General features: G+C 66.6%; 17 protein-coding genes and 1 tRNA gene. 8 read left to right on the plus strand and 10 right to left on the minus strand.

What is annotated here, in order from left to right; all coding sequences use genetic code 11:
- Positions 1-25: 25 nt before the first annotated feature.
- A complete protein-coding gene (locus tag BM430_RS01995) occupies positions 26-1,675 on the plus strand; it encodes a VPA1262 family N-terminal domain-containing protein (protein ID WP_143131929.1) in 1,650 nt (549 codons plus the stop codon).
- Entirely contained in the window at positions 1,618-3,585 is a 1,968-nt protein-coding gene (locus BM430_RS02000; RefSeq protein WP_093564819.1) for a hypothetical protein, read from the plus strand. The genes BM430_RS01995 and BM430_RS02000 overlap by 58 nt, the downstream gene beginning before the upstream one ends.
- Before the next feature lie 173 nt (positions 3,586-3,758).
- Here BM430_RS02000 and BM430_RS02005 read toward each other — a convergent pair whose 3' ends face one another.
- Positions 3,759-5,360, minus strand: a complete 1,602-nt coding sequence (locus BM430_RS02005; protein ID WP_093565371.1) for an anti-phage dCTP deaminase — start codon at positions 5,358-5,360, stop codon at positions 3,759-3,761.
- A gap of 902 nt (positions 5,361-6,262) precedes the next feature.
- On the opposite strand from BM430_RS02005, the gene BM430_RS02010 reads away from it, so the two are divergent.
- A complete protein-coding gene (locus tag BM430_RS02010; protein ID WP_244539266.1) occupies positions 6,263-6,514 on the plus strand; it encodes a helix-turn-helix domain-containing protein in 252 nt (83 codons plus the stop codon).
- 144 nt (positions 6,515-6,658) lie between these two features.
- Here the strand turns inward: BM430_RS02010 and BM430_RS33710 are convergent, their stop codons facing one another.
- From BM430_RS33710 to BM430_RS02025, 4 genes are all read right to left on the minus strand, one after another.
- Entirely contained in the window at positions 6,659-7,057 is a 399-nt protein-coding gene (locus tag BM430_RS33710) for a hypothetical protein (RefSeq protein WP_143131930.1), read from the minus strand.
- A 2-nt stretch (positions 7,058-7,059) separates the two neighbouring features.
- Positions 7,060-7,479 (minus strand): hypothetical protein, encoded by a 420-nt coding sequence (locus tag BM430_RS02015; RefSeq protein ID WP_093564823.1) that lies wholly within the window; start codon positions 7,477-7,479, stop codon positions 7,060-7,062.
- Between the two features lie 118 nt (positions 7,480-7,597).
- Complete coding sequence (locus tag BM430_RS02020) at positions 7,598-7,849, minus strand: hypothetical protein (RefSeq protein WP_093564825.1); 252 nt, start codon at positions 7,847-7,849, stop codon at positions 7,598-7,600.
- 273 nt (positions 7,850-8,122) lie between these two features.
- Positions 8,123-8,196 (minus strand) — tRNA-Gln (locus BM430_RS02025).
- Between the two features lie 503 nt (positions 8,197-8,699).
- On the opposite strand from BM430_RS02025, the gene BM430_RS02030 reads away from it, so the two are divergent.
- From BM430_RS02030 to BM430_RS02040, 4 genes are read left to right on the plus strand one after another with little or no spacing between them, the layout of a single operon-like run.
- Positions 8,700-9,239 (plus strand): Ros/MucR family transcriptional regulator, encoded by a 540-nt coding sequence (locus tag BM430_RS02030; protein WP_244539267.1) that lies wholly within the window; start codon positions 8,700-8,702, stop codon positions 9,237-9,239.
- Position 9,240: 1 nt separating this feature from the next.
- Positions 9,241-9,387, plus strand: coding sequence for a hypothetical protein (locus tag BM430_RS34470; RefSeq protein ID WP_177302895.1), 147 nt, complete (start codon positions 9,241-9,243; stop codon positions 9,385-9,387).
- Positions 9,384-9,890, plus strand: a complete 507-nt coding sequence (locus BM430_RS02035; RefSeq protein WP_093564829.1) for a lysozyme inhibitor LprI family protein — start codon at positions 9,384-9,386, stop codon at positions 9,888-9,890. Before BM430_RS34470 ends, BM430_RS02035 begins: the two co-directional genes overlap by 4 nt.
- 19 nt (positions 9,891-9,909) lie before the next feature.
- Positions 9,910-10,137 carry a hypothetical protein gene (locus BM430_RS02040; protein WP_093564831.1) on the plus strand — a complete coding sequence of 76 codons (228 nt, stop codon included), beginning with the start codon at positions 9,910-9,912 and terminating at the stop codon, positions 10,135-10,137.
- Positions 10,138-10,187: 50 nt separating this feature from the next.
- Here BM430_RS02040 and BM430_RS34475 read toward each other — a convergent pair whose 3' ends face one another.
- On the minus strand, positions 10,188-10,364 hold the full coding sequence (locus tag BM430_RS34475; RefSeq protein WP_177302896.1) for a hypothetical protein: 177 nt from the start codon (positions 10,362-10,364) through the stop codon (positions 10,188-10,190).
- Positions 10,365-10,426: 62 nt separating this feature from the next.
- On the minus strand, positions 10,427-10,975 hold the full coding sequence (locus BM430_RS02045) for a hypothetical protein (RefSeq protein WP_093564833.1): 549 nt from the start codon (positions 10,973-10,975) through the stop codon (positions 10,427-10,429).
- Positions 10,976-11,295: 320 nt separating this feature from the next.
- On the opposite strand from BM430_RS02045, the gene BM430_RS02050 reads away from it, so the two are divergent.
- Positions 11,296-11,598 carry a hypothetical protein gene (locus BM430_RS02050; protein ID WP_143131931.1) on the plus strand — a complete coding sequence of 101 codons (303 nt, stop codon included), beginning with the start codon at positions 11,296-11,298 and terminating at the stop codon, positions 11,596-11,598.
- A gap of 448 nt (positions 11,599-12,046) precedes the next feature.
- Here BM430_RS02050 and BM430_RS02055 read toward each other — a convergent pair whose 3' ends face one another.
- The 3 genes from BM430_RS02055 to BM430_RS02065 are packed head-to-tail and all read right to left on the minus strand — an operon-like array spanning position 12,047 to position 15,369.
- Positions 12,047-13,462 (minus strand): amidase, encoded by a 1,416-nt coding sequence (locus tag BM430_RS02055; protein WP_093564836.1) that lies wholly within the window; start codon positions 13,460-13,462, stop codon positions 12,047-12,049.
- Between the two features lie 36 nt (positions 13,463-13,498).
- Positions 13,499-14,626 carry a glycosyltransferase family 2 protein gene (locus BM430_RS02060; RefSeq protein ID WP_093564837.1) on the minus strand — a complete coding sequence of 376 codons (1,128 nt, stop codon included), beginning with the start codon at positions 14,624-14,626 and terminating at the stop codon, positions 13,499-13,501.
- On the minus strand, positions 14,623-15,369 hold the full coding sequence (locus BM430_RS02065) for a lysophospholipid acyltransferase family protein (RefSeq protein WP_093565374.1): 747 nt from the start codon (positions 15,367-15,369) through the stop codon (positions 14,623-14,625). Before BM430_RS02065 ends, BM430_RS02060 begins: the two co-directional genes overlap by 4 nt.
- Positions 15,370-15,379 lie beyond the last annotated feature (10 nt).

Genomic DNA, 15,379 nt, shown 5'->3' on the forward strand with positions numbered 1-15,379 from the left:
TAGCGAGGTGCCGATCTAGTTGGGAATGAGCGTGATGGAGATTTCGGCAGAAATCGACCCGGTTGAGAGCGCGCTTCTGGAACTTGCACGCGACTACCCGACGGCACTCGTGCGCGTCGCCTCGCTGCGTGCCGAGCGCCGGCAGCACCTGCTGTTCGGTTGGGTTGAACTCTTTCCATTCGATATGGACGCCCCGCCTGGATGGAAGGCCGGGAAAAAGCCGTGGACCGTACCGGGGTCTTCGGGCTGGTCGTGCGGCTTCTCGACTCATTCAACCTGTGCCACCGAGGCGGTGCGATGGTACGCGCAGGCCGCGGCGGGGCGCGTCAATGTCGCAGTGGGCGCGCCGGCACCCGCAATAGCCGAGGAGCGCCCAGTGGCGCCCGAGCCGGCGTGGGGACGCCTTGCCGCTTCCGTCGAGGCCCCCTTCGCAATGAGGTGGCACGACGGCCCTCGGGTACATCGGCTCGTGCCCATGCGGCGCCCCAGCCGCCCCGTTCATGAACTCGGCCTTATTCCACAAGCGCGTCAATGGCTGGAGGAGCATCTCGGCTTCGACCCGTTCGCGCACGAGGAATGGCTGTGCGGCCTCGCGATGCTCGCGCCGGACCCCGTCTGCGCGTCGTTCGAGGTCTTCCCCAGCGCGCGATCGCCGACCGGCGGCGAGACGCTGTCAGTGAGCGCCGTCCCGAGGCGCACTGCCGCGCGGACGGCCGATATGACCACGCTAACCCTCCATGTGGTTGAGCGACGCCCCGGCGGATGGACTAGCCTGCAGTCGGTGCCCCTGGCTCAGGATGGGTACGCCTCCCTTCCCGCCTCACAGCCGACGGATCGGATTGGCTGGGCGCTGGTCTGCGCGGAGCGGGGCCTGCTGCGGTTGTCCGAGCCGAACCCCTGGCTCAATCAGATCAACGTTGGCATGGCCATGATAGGAAGCACCGCGAAGGTCGAGGTGCCCTCAGGCGGTCGACGCAAGCCCGCCCAGGACTACGAGGTCCCCCTACGCACCATGGAGCGATCGTTCGTCGTCGGCGGCCCCGCCGACGACCGCGCCAGAAGCCGCCTCATCAAGTTGAGGGGCTGCCGGCGCGAACGAGAGCGCCGCGAAGCGGCGAGACAGCACATTTTTGGCCTGCCGTCGTCCAAACGGACGGGCCAGTCGCGCGACGTCGAAGCGAAACGAAGGGAAGCGCAGGACATCATTGTCAATATCGTGGGACAGGCGCGGCGGCGCCTCGTCTTCGTCGATCCCTTTTTCGGGCCACGGGAGATGCGCCTTTTCGCGCTGCAAAACCCCAACAGTGCCGTCACGCCGCGCATCCTTACGGGGTTGCCCGCGCTCAAATCCTTGGTTGGGGACCAAGCGGGGTTTCAGGTCCAGCAGGGCCTGCAGTTCGCGCACGACCTCAAAGGCTTGGCGGCGCAACTCGGCCCGCGCGCGCCGCAGGTGCGCGTCATGCCCGGCCAGGACCTTCCCGTCATCCACGACCGCTACCTAATCGTCGACGATGACGTCTGGCACTGCGGGCCGAGCTTCAACGAGCTCGGCGAGCGACTCGGCGTGATCGTATGCCTGCCGAACCCTCTCGACGTCCGCGTGATGATCGCGCGGGTATGGCGGGACTCGCGCCCACTTTCGGGGTTTATACCCACGTCGGCGGGAAGCGCGTGATGCCCGGATGGGAGGAAGTTCGCACGCTGGGCATCGCCGACGCCGCGCGAGTTATGAACGCTCGACGAGACGCGGACGTGCTCCCCGGCCTCGTCGCGGCATGGGCCGACACGGTGCGGGCGCGCCTTCCGGCTCCGCACGAGAACCTTGCGACTCTGCCAGAGACGGTAGATCTCGCCGAAGCGTTCGACCGCAGGGGTCTTGAGACGGTTGCCGAGGCGCTACGCCTGTTGGATCAGCACGAGGGCGCGATCCCGCCCGGACGTTGGTTGCTCGCTCGCCTCGTCGGGGTCGCCGAGGGCGACCGCTGCGCGGATGGGCTGGCCTCGGACGCTCGTCGACCCCTCGCCCTCTGGGGTCTAGAGAGCTACGGCGCCTGGGAGGTGTTCAAGGACAGGCTCTCTGAGCGCCTGAACGCCGATGCGGATGTGATTGAGGGCTACTGGCGGGCGCTCGAGGCGCTCGTTGAGGGAGTACGATCCGAGCCGGAGCGCGGGGCGCTAAGTAGGGAGCGCGAGGGCGTTCGCGCGACGGTCGAGGCGTACCGCTCGTCGCCGGACGTGAAAGAGGCTTGGGAGACACGTCTCGACAGCTACGTGCTGATGGATAGTGAACTCCCGCTCGCGCCAGCACGCCGCCTCGACCCTGACCGCTACCTCGCCCTCCTTGCCCGACTACCTCACCCGGCATTCATTGCGCAGGCCTTCGATGAAGAGGAGGCGAGCGATCTCAACCGTTTGATCCGCGCGGCGCCGCCGGCCTGCGACAAAGCCGGACAGTTCCTTTGCGAAGGGGCCGTACTTCTCGCGTTGCTGCGGGCTTGCGGGGCAATGTGCAGGCGCCTCGCCTGGGGAATCGACGGAGCTCCCCAGCCGGTCGACGAGGCTGAGGCGGGTTCTCTCGAACCCGCCCGGGTGGAGACCGAAATGGCGGTCCAGGGCGTCCTCGACGCCCTTTTCTCGCGCGACGACGCGGTGGCCGTCGGATGGCTCTGGCTCGAACGCCTCGTGTTCGAGGGCGAGCATCGCGGGATCTGGCGTGTTGATAACGGAGAGAGAGCGGGTCTCGTCTTGGACCCGTTGATGACTCTGATTGGTGCATTGGCGTCGAGGCTTCCACCGCGCGAGGACCGCCGCGCGTGGATCGAGAACGCACGAGACTTATGGCGCATCGACCGTCTCATGGCCGTGCTAGCCGTCGATGGATCCCGCGCGTCGGGTCCGCTGGTGGAAGCCGGACAGACCCTGCGCGAACTCTTGATCACGCTCGAACCTGCTTTCGCCGGATGTGAAGAGGCGATCCAACGCACCGACCGCGTGGTTGGGCGCGTTGGGGCCACGCACGTGCTCGCTGTGCCTGAGCCCGCCGCGTTCGTGTCGGCGCTGTGGCACGACCTTCGACCGACGCGCGAGCGCGCTTGGCGTAGCTTGGGCAAGCACGCACGCAGTAACGCAGCCGAGCTCGCGGTCCTCTGGGGCATCTGCGCGATGGAGATAACGCAGGGCGAATCTAAGCGCCGCCTCTGGCAAGCCTTACGGGCGATTTTGGAGGAGGCCATGCAGGTGGACGAGCCGGCGTCGCCCAGCGGCTATTGGCCGGCTGCTACGCGAAGGCTGTGCCGCTCCGTGCCGAGCATCTTGACGGGCGACAGTACCCGCGACACGGAGCTTCTCGCCGAACTGGTGCGCCCGCGGGCCCGCCCCGACAGCCTCTTCTTCGAGATGATATTCATTCTTCGATCCTCCGGCGTCGACGATCGCCTGGTCGAAGCCGCCGTCTCGCATTGGGGTTCCGGAGTGGAGACGCTCGCCGGGCGCTTCCTTGCGATGGAGTCGTTGCGCATCAAGCGCGGTGCCTATTCGCCTGGATGGTTGGACCATGTGCGCGCGCTCGCCCTTCCTCAGAAATAAGAGGCCAGGTCAGCGTGCTACGAATCAGGGTATGTGCAACCTCTAAAGCTCCGCCCGCTTCCAGGACGAGATCCGGCGCGCCTTGGCGGTCGATAGCAACGATGGCAGCCTGCCACGGCTACCGGGGATCTTCCCTGACTAGATAGCGCCGGTTTTACTCACTGCGCAGAATATTAATTGCGCGCTGGTCTTACGGCTTCCGTCTGTACAGCCTCTGGGGGATCAAGGAACTCAGCGGGAATGCTTTTCAAGCGCATATACGCCCCAACAACGTCCTGAAATATCTTCTGCTCATCAAGTGTATAATATGGCGATGTCACGTTAAGGCTTGGCCTTGGTTCGCCATGGACCCATGATCTGAACGACCCATTTTTTTCTTTGCGCTTTGCTCTTTCGAAGAGTTCGTCGTATCGACGCGGAGCAATACCGTAAAAATGTTCAAATTCAGCCGCAGGGAAAGACTTGTATTTTCCACGATCGCCGCCCTCGACAGCTATCGAATCGCTATGGAGTATTGCAACAAGGCTTTTGGGATACGGCTCAAGGAATACGACTTTTTCCACCCCGGCCGCGACAATATGTTTCGCGCACATATGACAGGGAAATGCTGTGCAATACAGAGAGCTACCTTTGGCCGATCGTCCCAGCCGAGCTGCATCCGATATCGCAGACATTTCAGCGTGCACGATACGCCCGTATTCGAGGGCATCCATGAATTGCGACTCTTGAATTTCTTTGATTGATAATAGTTCATCAACATCTTTTTTTATAATAGCCGCAATCTCCGAAAGAAGATCCCTTTTTCTTTTATCATTGGAATCTTGATTTCTTAAATATTCTCTATCATCAAATGGATCGTCGCACCAGTATGTGCCGCCGTGGCCTTTTGGAACCTCATTCGATCCTATAGAGATGATTTCGCCTTCAGGCGAGAAAATCGCGGCGCCGACTTGCCGCGATAAATCAAGCGTTCGCAGGGCTGCTGCTTTAGCGATGAACATGCCGTATTCATTTTTGTTTGGGGAGATAAAATTTGCACCAAATAACAAATTGCAAAATCTCTTTGCTTGCTCGTATGTAGTGGGCTTTTGCGTGTCGGTACTAATTATCAAGTCTCCGTCACTGAATACCTTAGAGACCCGCTGACCGTGTTCGGCGTTTTTCTCATCTTCGTCAATCTGGATCATTGCTTCGGCATACGTTCTATATTCGTTTATATTAGCCGAGCCAACATCGCTAGCAAAGATGTTAGCCAAATTGTCAACACGTGCGCCCCGTCTCGAGTAGACGGATATCTGAAAAAATAACCTACCATACACAGATCGTAAAAGCGTTATTTCTTCTTTTCTTTTAAATTGGTGCATCAAATACACCGTCTTTTCGGCTGGATTGGGCGTATTAAGCTTCACATCAAGCTGTCGGATGCGAGTAATCTTTCCAACAGCCATTGCTGCCATAAATGCATTATCATCAAATTCAGATCTAAGTTGATTACCGTATTTAATATATGTATCGTATCTTTTTCGCTGGGTAGATGCGTCTAATTCTTCTTTTGGCTCTATAAAATGCTTTAGGCGCTCAAAAATATCTGTTACTTTAATCTCTACCACCCGATAGCCGAACTCCTCAAAACATTTCCTGAAGTCACTAATGCATTTCTTAACATCTGCACCTATTGGTGCAACGAATCCAAAAAAAAGTTCGGGACATGGAATTTCGGGGATCTTCGCAACCATAGGGTTCACGTCACGTTCTAGCACTGCTACCACCAGCATGGCGAGAGGAACGGGCCATGCACAGTACAGCTTCTAAGCGAGAGGGTGCATTGGATACGGTTGAGGAGTCAATCCGCGAAACCCTTGAAGCGCAAAAGGAATATCTCGCGGCTTGGGATGCGCACTGGCGCGAGCGGGTTGCATCTAGTTTCGCATCGCTAACGAATGATAAGGGCGATGCCGCAGTCCGGCCACTTCATCCCGATGTCATCACGGCTACACCCGAAGCTTGAATAACTAAAAACCCTCGTGTTCGGCAGCCTCGATGCTTCAAGCTGAGCCAGCTGCAGGTGTTTCTTCGTAGCAGTCTCACACTTAATCGTAAAACCCACGAGCTATAACATCGAGAAGATCGGGATCCGCGGGCAGATGCGTCGCTGGCGCCCCCTGCCATCCAGCTGCTGCGCGGCTGACTACGGCAACACTATCGCACCCCAGGCGCAGGATAGGACTGGAGTGGAGGTGAGAGCGAAATAGGCTGCTGCGCTCATCAGAACGGCGCAATAAGAATTGCCGTCCTCACCGCGTTCTGCAGCCGGGCCGGTGTAGCATTCTCGACGGCGAGTTCGTTGGCCGACTACCGGTGCGCCAGGACAGCCGCAGCGACGTCGATGCTGCCCTTCCCAATCTCGACGGCCACCGGCTTTGCGGGTCCGCGAGGTAGGCCAGGATCGCCGCGTCGAGTGCGTCGTCGGTCAGGAGGCCTTCGCGGTAGAGATTGCTAGCGGTCTTCATCGCTTCGTCATCCACACCGGCATTTACCGGCTCGTGCCGGTAGGTCGTGCCCTCTGCCGATCTGTGCCGAAGTCGAGGCTCACCCCGGCCCCATCGTGCCCGCGACAGGTCACGATGGAATCGGGCTGCCGCGGTGGCATCCTGGCGCGAAGCAGGAGGCTTTGACCATGCCGCGAGCACAACGCTCCGCTCCAATGCAGCCCAGGCAGGAACACGCCGGCCGGCGGCCGCCCGAGCCGCTCGCGTACCGGGTCGACGATGCGGCGGCCGCGACCGGCATCAGCCGCTCGAAGGTCTGGGACCTGATCGCCCAAGGCAAGATCCCGGCCTGGAAGCTCGTCGGCTCGACGATCATCCTGCGCACCGATCTCGAAGCCTATCTGTCGGCTCTGCCGCCGGTGCGGCCGCCTTCCACGTAGGCGGCCGCGGTTACCATGGCCACGATCGGATAGGATGCCTGACCATGCCGCGCCGTCCAGCAAGTGTGCCCGAGCCGACACCATCTGTGAGGGCCGCGCACTGTCACACCATCCGCTGCGGATCGTAGATCCAGCCAGCGAGGTTCACCGTTGCCGGCGTGAAGCCGTCTGCTCGAGCTTGTTTCCTGAGAACCCAACTTGGGATGGCGCGGCCGCCTTTCTGGTACCAGACGAGGCCAGGCGTCCTGTCTTGTTATCCAACAGGTCCCATCGTTCCGACTCAACTCCCCCGTCGCATGCGGTCGCTGTAGTAGCGGTGAGCCCATAACGGTGATCGAGGAATTGCCGCACTGCTGGCACGTAACGGCCAACGAAGAAGGGATCTGGCTTGGGGAAGCCCATGCGCTCGAGCACGGGCATCATGTCTATGATGGTGGGTGCCATATCCTCGCCCACCAGCGCCACGGCAATGTCGCGGTCGCTGGCGAAGAGGGGGAGGGCGTCAAAAGCAGCGCGCGAAACCTTCGGTCGAATACGTGGCATGGTCAGGCCTCCTCTCCTTTGGCGACCTCACGCCCAACCCCTCGCTTGCTGTACGCGCCCCGCCCCCCGCGCATCGTCAGTCCTGCTCCGCGCTTAATCGGAGTGCTCACGAGCCTCTCCAGAGCCGTCAGTGCCGCGCTTTCGTGGATCGCCTCGGACCTGCCAGCCGCCACCGTCATCCGCGGCACGGGGACGGTCTCTGTCACCTGGACGCGGCACCGCTCGCGAAGCTCCCGGATCGCCGCGAGGGTCGTCCAGTGCTTACCTGCCAGGAACTCAGCAGCAAGGCGTCCACTCGCGATTTCACGCCGGAGCGCCGCCACGGTCATACCGCCAGCCGGCCATCCGAGAGCGGCCGCAGCCTCCAGCCGGAGCGGTGTGTCGTCGGTGATATCGGTGCGTGATGGGATCCGAATAGGCATGGCTGTGCTCCTCGTGCGAGACAGACGCACCCACACCAACCATCCCAATCCCTGGGCTGTTCTCACCACCACTGCCTTGTCCGCTTCACCACCGCGGCCCGTCACCGTTCTCCTTGCTTCAGAGAACATCGAGGTTCTCCGTGCCGTCGGGTGCTATCACCTCGACGGTGGAGAGACCGTAGCGCCGATCGAAGTAGGCTTGCACGGCCGGCCAGTACCGCCCTCCCATGAGGGGATCGATCCTCGGCAGTCCGTGGCGCTCGAGGATCTTTGCCTTCGGCTTCCACTCCGTCGGCGTCTGGCTAAGACGCCGGGCCACCTCGGCCTTGCACGGGAACAGGCCATGATTGCGGGGCGACGTGCGCGGCATGGCTCTCACCTCATGCGGTCCGATGCCGTGCCGGCACCGCGCGGCCCCATGCAGGACGCCCACGTTGGCGTAGAAGCCTTCGGCTACAGCCTGCCTTTGGACGGCATCACGGGACCCGATTTCGTGTTGCGTTGGTGTTGCGCGGAGCAGCCTACGCTACGCCGTAACCCGTTGTAAAACCTGCACCCGTGTTGCAGGCAGTCGCAACAAGGGTAGGGCAGGGCTCAGACAATAAAAAACCCGCCAAGTCATTGACCTGACGGGATGATCTGTTGGCTGGGGGACGTGGATTCGAACCACGACTAACGGAGTCAGAGTCCGCTGTTCTACCGTTAAACTATCCCCCAACGAAGCGTTTCGCGCTGTGGAGCAGAGGAGCGATCCGTCTGTCCGGGGTGGCGCGTCACCGCCTCGGGTGCGGTGCTGATAGGCCGGTTCGCCGGACCGGTCAAGGCATTCTTGCGGGCCGCGGGGCATTCTTCGAGACGCGGGTCATCTTCGCCGGATGCGCGCGGACGCGGCAGGCCAGGCCCGCGGCGGATCGATCCGGGCCGGGTCCGATGCCCGGAAGGTTTCGGCGAGCCGGCCGCCCGGCGGTGCCGGTCTCGCCGCCGCACCGCGAAGGCTGAGGCGGCGACGGGGGCGGTGCAACACGTCGGGCCTGCGCCGCGTGACCAACGTCGCGGCGGCCGATGGGCGGATGAAGAACGGTCCGGAGAGGCCGGAGCTCCTCCGGGATACACAGGTTTTCCTTCAAGTCGGTACGGTTTCACTTGATGAAGGCGTGCTGCGCCCGATATGCCTGGACGACTCGGAGCGAACCGGGTTGCTCAGATCGGGATGGAACCTCGTGTCGGACGTCAACCTGGAGCAGCAGTCTGAGTTCGTCGGCCTCGCGGCCGACATCGTCTCGTCCTATGTCGCGAACAACAATCTCCAGGTCGCCGAGCTGCCGGGATTGATCGCGTCGGTGCACGCCTCGCTGGCGGCGCTCGGCCAGCCGGCGGCCCCCGTGGTCGAGGAGAGCCGGGCGACCCCGGCGCAGATCCGCAAGTCGGTCACGCCCGACCACCTGATCAGCTTCCTCGACGGCAAGCCCTACCGCTCGCTGAAGCGCCACCTCACCTCGCAGGGCATGACGCCGGCGGAATACCGCCAGAAGTTCGGCCTGCCGCACGATTACCCGATGGTTGCGGCGAGCTACGCCGCCCAGCGCTCGGCTCTGGCCAAGAGCCTCGGCCTCGGACAGCGCCGGCGCGACGCCGCGGCGGCCCAGGCCGCCGAAGCGGAGGCGGCCGCACCGGAGCCGACGCCTGCTCCCGCAGCGCCGGAGGCCCCGGCGGAGAAGCCCGCTCCCCGCCGCCGCTCGCGCAAAGCCGCGGCCGAGTAGGATGGCGCTGGCCAATCCCTGGCGGCAGGCGCGCGGACGCCGCCTGCCGTCGCGCGAGCAGGCGCTGCTGGTCCTGACCGGCGCGGCCATCGCGACCGTCGGCGTCGCGCTGGCCGGCGGCGACTGGCTGGGGCGTTGGCCCGGATGAGGCGGCGCCACGGCGCGGTGGGCCGCGCGTCCGCCCTCGCTTTTCCCGCCGTCGTGCTTGTCGCCTCGTTACTTCTCGCCCCTTGGGCGGCCCCGGCCCGGGCGGCCGCTCCCGGGGACAAGCCCGTCTCCGCGGCGGCGGCCCTGCGCGCCTGCACCGGCAAGGCGCTGCCGGAATACCGGAAGGGGGCGTGCCTCGACGATGCCGCCAAGGCGCTGCGCGAGCGCCTGGGAGCGCTGGTGGAGCGCCGGCTCGCCGCCATCGCGGCGGTCGCCACCCGTCCGCCGAGCCCCGGCAGCCTCGCCGGGCGCGAGGATGCGGAGAACTGGCGCAAGGCCTTTCTCGCCGCGCAGGGAGCCTGGGAGGAGTATTTCCGGCGCCACTGCGACAGCCTCTACGACTTCGACTACCATGGCGGCTCGGCGGCGGGGCAGCTCGCCTCGTCGTGCAAGATCCGGCTCCTCGGGGCGCGGATCGACGAGTTGCAGGAGGCGGGTTCGTGAGCCACCGGGAGAGGCACTCATGAGTGCGCCGCTCACCTTCGAGGACGACGTCGAGGCACGCCTGGGCGCCCTCGAACTGATCGTGACCGCCCTCCTGCGCGAGCGGGCCGAGCGCGATCCGCAGGCCCGGGAGGCGGTGCTGGCGGCTTTGCGGCGCGAGGCCCAGGTGCCGGCCCCGCCGACGCCGAAGACCGAGGCGGCGCTCGCCAAGGCCGTGGCGCTGGCGGAGATCATCCTGACGCCCTGACCGGCGCGGGACCCTGACGGGACGCGGGCCGGCGTCCCGGATCCCCGCGCTCAGGCGCCGCCGATCGGCTCGGTCACCGTGCCGGATCCGGCGCAGTCCGGGCAGGGCTCGCCCCGGATCCGGCCGGTGCCGGCGCAGGCCGGACAGAGGTTCTCGCCGGTGCCGGGCGTGCCGGGATCCGCCTTGTCCCCGGGCTTGCGGTCTCCCGGCTCGGGTGAATTCGCCATGGCGCCCCTCCGATGAAACGGGAGGCGGAGCCGGGCACGACCGCCCGGCTCCGCCTCCCCCGTCAGTAGCCGTAGCCGTACGAGACGCAGGTCCCGTAGACGTCGTCGTAATAGGCGTAGGGTCCGCATCCACCGTAGCTGGCGCCGTAGCCGCCATAGCCGTAGCCGCCGTAATAGCCGACGTTGGAGAGGCCGTAGCCGAGCCCGAGACCCAGCCCGACCCCGGCGAGACCGTAACCGAGGCCGCGCCCGTAGCCGCCGCGATAGCCGTAACCCCGGTAACCGCCGTAGCCGCCCCGGTAGCCGCCGAAGCCGGCGCCGCGGTACCCGCCGAGGCCGCCGCGGTAGCCGCCTCCGAATCCGACGCCGCGGTAGCCCGCCCCGAGGCCGGCTCCACGGAAGCCCCCACCGAGGCCCGCGCCCCGGAAGCCGCCGCCGAAGCCACCACCCCGGAACCCGGCCCCGCCGAAGCCGCCGCCGTGGAAGCCGCCACCTCCGAAACCACCGCCCCGGAAACCACCGCCGCCGAAGCCGCCGCGGGCATCGGCCCCGGCCGTGGACAGGGCGAGGGCGCCCGCGGCGAGCGCGGATGCGAGAGCGAGATGCCTCATGGCACCATCTCCTGATCGTGAAGAAAGGGTTTCCTTAGGGCCGAACAACGCCGGTGAACAAGGGCGGTTCGGCGCCTACGCGCCGGATGCCGTCGGCTCGCGGCTTCGTGAGGCAAATGCCTCCCGGACATCGGCGGCTCGGGGCGGACGGTCCGGGCATTCTCGCGGCTGCAGCGGGCCCAGGACAATCGCTCCCACTGCGAGCCTCGACCATTGCATGAATATTTCTGAAATCCTCAGTTTGCCATCAATATTCCGACCCCTACACGCTCTCGTCCGCGGCAGACGATTTGCGGGCTGGACCCTTATTCAGCAGAACCGTGCCTGAAAATCGTCATGTCCGCCCCCGCCATACTCATGACGACACCGTCATTCCGGCTGCCTGGAAGTGCGGCGTCCAGCTCGCTGCCGGCTACGGCATGACGGTCACGACGAATCAGGGCAAAGCCTCGGCGTCGGGCTTCACCATCGCCTGGATCGACGATCCGTCGGCGCAGACCCTCTCGCTGCCATGCACGGACAGCCCGTTCATCGTACCGTGCTCGCTGATCGACACCTTCATCGACGACAAGGTGCATGGTTGCCTGAGCCAGAACAGCGTCGCCATGACAGCAATGATCTGACAGAGACGGTTCGAGAGAGTGTTTGATTAATGGGTAGATTTTATCCCACCTCCAACCTCATCGCGATGTGTTAGTCGATTAAAAATCGACCGAGTCCGAAGGAGGCTTACTTCGTTCGCGATCTGTGGTCGCCCGATACCCCAGAGCCTGTTTGAGTTGGCCGACTGCCTTGAAACCCTCGATCTCATCCCGGGGCTCGACGAAGTCGAGAACCCGGGATGACGCAGAGAGATGTCGGCCTGTGTGCAGATCGATCGGCGCAACCACCCAAGCAGGCTCGACAGCGATGATCTGAATCCCGAGGCCCCGCGATGGAAGCCGCCGCCGACGGGCGAAGGTCCGAGACCGCGCCGGCGCGGGATAAGACCGTCGGGGGACCCGCCGACTTCTCCCGCGAGACGGCCGAGCGCCGGCGCCCGACCGCTGGGGCGAGCCGCGACGGGCGGGATCACCCCCGATGCGTCACCCGCGGCTCGGCCAGGACCGGCCAGGGCGCGGCCGCCTCGAAGGCGCGCGAGGCCGCGAGCACCCGCGCATCGGCCCCCATCGGCCCGACGATCTGCAGCCCGACCGGCAGGCCTCCCTCCGTCAGCCCGCAGGGCACGCTCGCGGCCGGCTGTCCCGTCAGGTTGAAGGGGTAGGAGAACGGGGTCCAGTTGAGCCAGTCGTCGCCGAAGCGCCCGTCCGGCGGCGTCAGGTTGCCGGCCGTGAAGGCGGGGGTGGCGAGGGCGGGGGTCAGCAGCAGGTCGTAGGTGCGGTGGAACCGCGCCATCGCGGTGTAGAGCGCGCCGCGGGCGTTGAGGGCGGCGACGAAGTCCGGCGCCGAGATCTGCCGCCCGCGCTCGGCCGCCGCCCGTAAGGACGGCTCGACGAGGCCGCGCCTCTCCTCCGGGATCCCGCGCAGGACATACCAGGCGCCGACGAGCCAGATCCCGTTCAGGGTCTCGACCGGGTCGGAGAAGCCCGGATCGGCCTCCTCCACGATCGCGCCGAGTTCGGCGAAGCGCCTGGCCGCGGCTTCCGTCAGCCGTGCCACCTCGGGATCGACCTGAGGGGCGAAGCCCAGACGCGGGCTCCAGGCGACGCGCAGGCCCTGCACCCCGTCCTCCAGGCCGGCGAGATAGTCCGGCGGCTCGGCGAGCGAGGCCGCCATGTCGCGGGAATCGGGCCGGCTGATCGCCTGCATCATCAGGGCGGAATCGCGCACGCCGCGGGTCATCGGCCCGAGATGCGCCACCGGCCCGAAGGGCGAGGGCGGGAAGGCCGGCACCCGGCCGAAGCTGGGCTTGAGCCCGAAGACCCCGCAGAAGGCGGCCGGGATGCGGATCGAGCCCGCCCCGTCGGTGCCGATATGCAGGAGGCCGAGATTGAGCGCCGCCGCCGCCGCGGCCCCGGCCGAGGAGCCGCCGGTGGTGGTCCGCGTGTCCCAGGGGTTGCGGGTCGAGCCTGTGTGGCTCGAATCGCCCAGGCCCTTCCAGCCGAATTCCGGCATCGTGGTCTTGGCGAGCGGGATCGCGCCGGCCTCGATGAGCCGGTCGACGATCGGCGCGTTCTCGGTCGCGGGCGTGTCGGGGGTGGTGAGCGAGCCGCGGCGCATCGGGTGGCCGGCCCAGGCGATGTTGTCCTTGACCGTGAAGGTCACGCCGTCGAGGGGGCCGAGGGGTTCGCCCCTGGCCCAGCGCGCCTCGGAGGCCGCCGCTGCCTCGAGGGCGCCGTCGTGGTCCACCAGCACGAAGGCGTCGAGATCCGGGCCGTACCGGTCGATCCGCGCGAGGGCATCCGCCGCCACCTCCCGCGGCGAGAGGGTGCGGTCGCGGTAGGCCTGCACCATCGCGGTGCCGTCGAGGTCGCGGATCTCGGTCATGCTGTCTCCCTCATCGACTCGGCCCGGCCGGGCCACTCACCCGGCAGGGTAGGTGCGCCCCTTCCAGGTCGCGACCCCGGCCTGGGCCGGGCGCAGGAGCGCGTTCCATTGCAAGGCCAGGGCCAAAGCCACGGTGAGGGGATGAAGGAGAATCGTCCAGGGGTCCTCGCGGGTGAACAGCGTGATCGCCACCCGCGTGCCGAGGGAGAGGGCGAGGGCCGCCCCCGCGATCATCGCGTCGCCGCCCCCCGATTCGCCGGCCCCCATCAGGGCGGCGATCACGAGGAGCAGGGGCAGGACGTGGCCGCCGCCGAGGAGCAGCGTCCAGACCGGCAAGGCACGGGGGGTCGCCAGGCCCTCATGGGCGTTCTTCGAGAAGCCGGCCCAGGCCTGGGAAAAATCCGTGTACATCCGGCAGGTCGCGAGGGGGGACGCCGCCACGAGATCGGTCGCGAGGCCGGCGCGGCGGAAGATCCGGGGCAGCCGCACGCCGTCATGCAGGCTCGCGCGGATCGCCCCGTGGCCACCGACCCGGCGATAGGCCTCCGCCTGCACCATCACCAGCTGGCCGCAGGCCGCCCCGAGGCCGGGATTGCCCAAGCGGCGCATCAGCGGGATCGGCAGGTAGCCGAGCAGAAGGAAGTTGATCATCGGCACGGTCAGGCGCTCGCCGAGCGAGCCGGTGACCTGGCGCGGCACGCCGCTGACGAGGGCCGCGCGCGAGGCCGCGACCGCCAGGGACGCGGCGCCGTGGGGCGCGAGGCGGACGTCGGCGTCGATGAACAGGAGGAACCGGCCGGTCGCGGCCTCGCCGAGGACGTGGCAGGCGTGGTTCTTGCCGGTCCAGCCCGGCGGCAGGGGCGGCACCGCGACGAGGCGCAGGCGGGGATCGCGGGCGGCGATCTCCTCCACGATCGCCGCCGTCCCGTCGGTCGAGTGATCGTCGGCGACGATCACCTCGATCGGCACGCCGGTGCTGGCGAGCGCCGCCGCCAGGGTCGGGCGGATGTTGGCGGCCTCGTTGCGGGCCGGGATCAAGATCGAGACCAAGCCGTCCGGCGGCGGCGCTCCGGGCGGCGTCCCGCGCAGGGCCAGCAGGTTGGCCAGCGCCAGGACGGCGGGCAGCAGCGCGAGGGCGAGGGCGAGGAGCGCCAGGATCGTCACGGCGCCCCGCCCTCGCGGTGGCCGGCGACGAAGCGGCGCCCGGTGAGCGCCGCCACCAGCCGGTGCCAGGCATCGTAGACGCCGCCGACGCCGCGCCGCCCGTCCAGCAGGGAGGCGAAGCGGGCGGGATCGCGGCTGCGCACGTCGGCGCCGAGGCGGTCGAGGGTGGCGGTCAGGTCGGCCTCCAGGCGGGCGAGGCGGTCCGGGCGGGGCAGGGCGAGGAGGTCGCGGGCCGGGATCCCCGGCCCGAAGGCGGTGCAGGCCTCCGCCCCGCGCTCCTCCCAGAAGGCGTAATCGAGGGCGAGCGGCACGAACAGGGCGTCGGGTGCCAGTTCGGCGAGCCGCGCGACGCCGGGGCGCAAGCCCAGCGGCCGCTCGCGCACGTCGCTGAAGCGCCCCTGCGCGGTGATCCACATCACCCGGCCCGGCCGCTCCAGGATCTTTCGCGAGGCGGCCATGAACGCGGCGGCGCCCCGCGGGCTGTCGAGATCGACCCCGAAGGCGCCCATCCGGGCAAAGATGCGGTAGCGGGCGAGCATCGCGGCGTCGAACGGCGCGTAGCTCTCCGCGGCCGGGAAGAAACGCTGCGCGAGCAGGATGATGATCGCCGCGTCCCACCAGGCCGGGTGGTTGCAATAGACCACCACCGGCCCGGCGGCGGGCGCCGCCGGGGGCTGGCTCCAGTGCGCGAGCCGCAGGCCGTTGAGGTGGCGCCGCACGTAGCGGGCGAAGTACACGCCCATGAAGCGCCAG

The sequence above is a fragment of the Methylobacterium sp. 174MFSha1.1 genome (genome assembly GCF_900116815.1).
Classification (GTDB): Bacteria; Pseudomonadota; Alphaproteobacteria; order Rhizobiales; family Beijerinckiaceae; genus Methylobacterium.